This window comes from Dietzia sp. SYD-A1 (genome assembly GCF_015356725.1).
GTDB lineage: Bacteria > Actinomycetota > Actinomycetes > Mycobacteriales > Mycobacteriaceae > Dietzia.
This window is the reverse complement of sequence record NZ_JADDKI010000049.1, coordinates 1-2,526: the sequence shown is the minus strand read 5'-3', so window position 1 is coordinate 2,526 and position 2,526 is coordinate 1. Positions and strand designations below refer to the sequence as shown.

General features: G+C 62.4%; 2 protein-coding genes. Both read left to right on the top strand.

Annotated elements, in window-relative coordinates; genetic code table 11:
- The first annotated feature begins 469 nt into the window (after nt 1-469).
- Nucleotides 470-1,687 carry a hypothetical protein gene (locus IY392_RS02650; RefSeq protein WP_107746573.1) on the top strand — a complete coding sequence of 406 codons (1,218 nt, stop codon included), beginning with the start codon at nt 470-472 and terminating at the stop codon, nt 1,685-1,687.
- 231 nt (nt 1,688-1,918) lie between these two features.
- Nucleotides 1,919-2,500, top strand: a complete 582-nt coding sequence (locus IY392_RS02645; RefSeq protein WP_228548933.1) for a DUF4041 domain-containing protein — start codon at nt 1,919-1,921, stop codon at nt 2,498-2,500.
- Nucleotides 2,501-2,526: the final 26 nt, after the last annotated feature.

Below are 2,526 nucleotides of genomic sequence, written 5' to 3'. Positions count from 1 at the left end.
AAACTAGCCAAGCCCAACCGAGCACCTCACGTCTCATTTGATTTGACACGCTCCGGTCTGCCGCTATCTGTGACCAGACCGGTGCTCGCGTGTATCGCCATGAGCAGATGCCGCCACAGAGCGTCGACAGAACCCCGCCATATAACGGCGAAAGCCACAGCGGCGACGGTTGGCGGCATGCCGTCCCGCACGGGTGTACCCCAACGGGATCCTGCCGCGAGCAGGAGTCATCGACAGCAGCATGACGCTCGGACGCTCGGCACCCCAAGGAACGGCGGGGCTCCAGGTGTGACCGCGACGAACTGCCCGGCCCTTGTCTGGATAGTCGTTAAGATAAGGACTCGTTGTCCACTTTTCGTGTTCGCAGTGATGACATCGGACAGATCATCAACGACGGCTCCTGTCCGGTCTGCGTGCTATCCCACTATGGAGGTTGTTAGTGACTCGTCGACGTGGGTTCCTCGCAGAGATGCAGCGGCAGGCTCGCCTGGCCGAGCAGCGTCAGCGTGCAGCAGCCCGTCAGCAGGTGGCAGCCGTACGGCGTGCCGAGCAGGCGCAGCGGGCTGCGGAGCGTGCGCAGGTGGCTGCGGCGCGCTCCGCGCAAGCTGACCGTAAGCGATTGGAGCGCGAGGCCCGAGCAGCGCATGTCGAAGCCATGCAAGCTCGGGTGGAGTCACTAAATGCAGAGCTGGCTGAGCACTATGCAGAACTGGACGGGCTTCTGGAGGCAACCCTTGACGTAGACGACTATGTCGATCTCGAGGCTTTACGTGTGACCGCCCAACATCCACCGTTTCCCAGGTCAGATCTCCGCACCCCCGTCCCCGCGCCAGCGCCGATCCCGGAGCCTCCACTTCCCGTACGCCGTGAAGTTGCGCCACCGAAAGGCCCGTTCGGACGGAAGAAGAAGTTGGCCGCAGCCGAAGCCGAGGTTGATCGCCGCTACGCCGCCGATTACCAGGCATGGCAGGCCGCGATGGATTCGCTTCCTGCGCGCCAGGCAGCACAAGCTGCGGAGCATGCCGAGCTTGAGCGCGTCCGGCTCCAAGCGCTGGCAAAAGCGACCGCACAGTATGAGGCGGAGTCCGCGGAGAGGGAGCGTGCGGCGCGAGAACAGAACGACGAGTTAGACCAACTGATCGCCGGGCTCGGGTACGGCACGGTCGAGGCAGTACAGGAGTATGTCGGAATCGTGCTGGCCAACTCTGTCTACCCTGAGCATTTCCCTGTGGGTCATGAGTCCGAGTTCGAGCCGGCCACAGCAGAGCTCACGCTTCGGGTCACAATGCCTGGTCCAGAGACTGTGCCAACCATTAAGGCGTACAAGTACACGAAGTCCACCGACGAAATCGGTGAGACGCAGCTTTCGCAGAAGGCCGCCAAGGACCGCTACGCAGGCATCGTGCACGCTGTCGCACTGCGTAGCTTGCATGAAGTTTTCGAGGCTGACCGCCGCGGGCTGATTCGCAGCATCTCACTCGAGCTAGGCACCGAGACGATCAGTCCCGCCACAGGGCGTGAGACCTACGTTCCCTTTGCCGCTGTAGCCGTTGACCGCGACTCGTTCAACGAGCTGGACCTCTCGGAGATTGTCCCGGCCGTAACACTCCAGCATCTCGGCGCGGTGGTCTCGAAAAACCCGCACGGTCTGGCCCCGATCAACCCATCTGGCATCAGGCGCCTCTAGCCAGCCATGAACCTAATTTTCAACCCACCACCGGGATGGCCTAAGCCCCCACCCGGCTGGCAGCCACCGGCCGGATGGACCCCTGATCCCACCTGGCCCGAACCGCCGGCCGGTTGGAAGCTATGGCTATCAGACTCAGACGAGGCCACTACGCCGACCGAAGTCGAAGACCTACCCGAACCGGAACCTCCTGCCGATCCCCAACAAAACCCGAACGCGCGAATCGCTTTCTTGGAAGCCGAGAATGCCGAATTGCGCCGCGCATTGGCTGCTCGTGAAGGGGAGCGACCGATCGATCTCGACGATGCCCGCGTTCTGCAAGCAGCAGGTATCTATCGCTACCATCATCCGCTGGAGTCTGCCGCCGCGTACAAGGAGCGCCTTAAGGAGCTCGAAGCCCGGATCGCCGACTCAATCCGCGAGAGCCGAGCCATTGTGAAGTCCGATCTCTTCACACTGAACAACTCACTCGCCCAGGGACGTCGCATGACGTCGGACTTGGGCAAGCTAATGCTGCGCGCATACAACGCCGAAGCTGACAACGTCATCCGTTCCTTGCGGGCAGGAAACGTCGACACCGCAAAACGTCGGCTCGAGGCATCGCGGACCGCCATCGCGCGTCTCGGAGCACTGATGGAAATGCGCATCGACGACGCATTCCATGCGTTGCGCGTTGAAGAGATTGAACTCACCGCCGACTGGTTGATGAAGAAGCAGGCAGAACGCGAAGCAGCCCGCGAAGAACGGGCTCGGCTTCGTGAGGAGGCACGCGTCCAACGAGAGCTAGCCCCGCTGATTCACGGGCCGGTGTGACTGCTGCTGTCGGGTGACGGCGGGCT

Bases quoted from the DNA above. Each gene is read 5' to 3' on its own strand.
- IY392_RS02650 (WP_107746573.1), top strand. From the start codon at position 470: ATGCAGCGGCAGGCTCGCCTGGCCGAGCAGCGTCAGCGTGCAGCAGCC.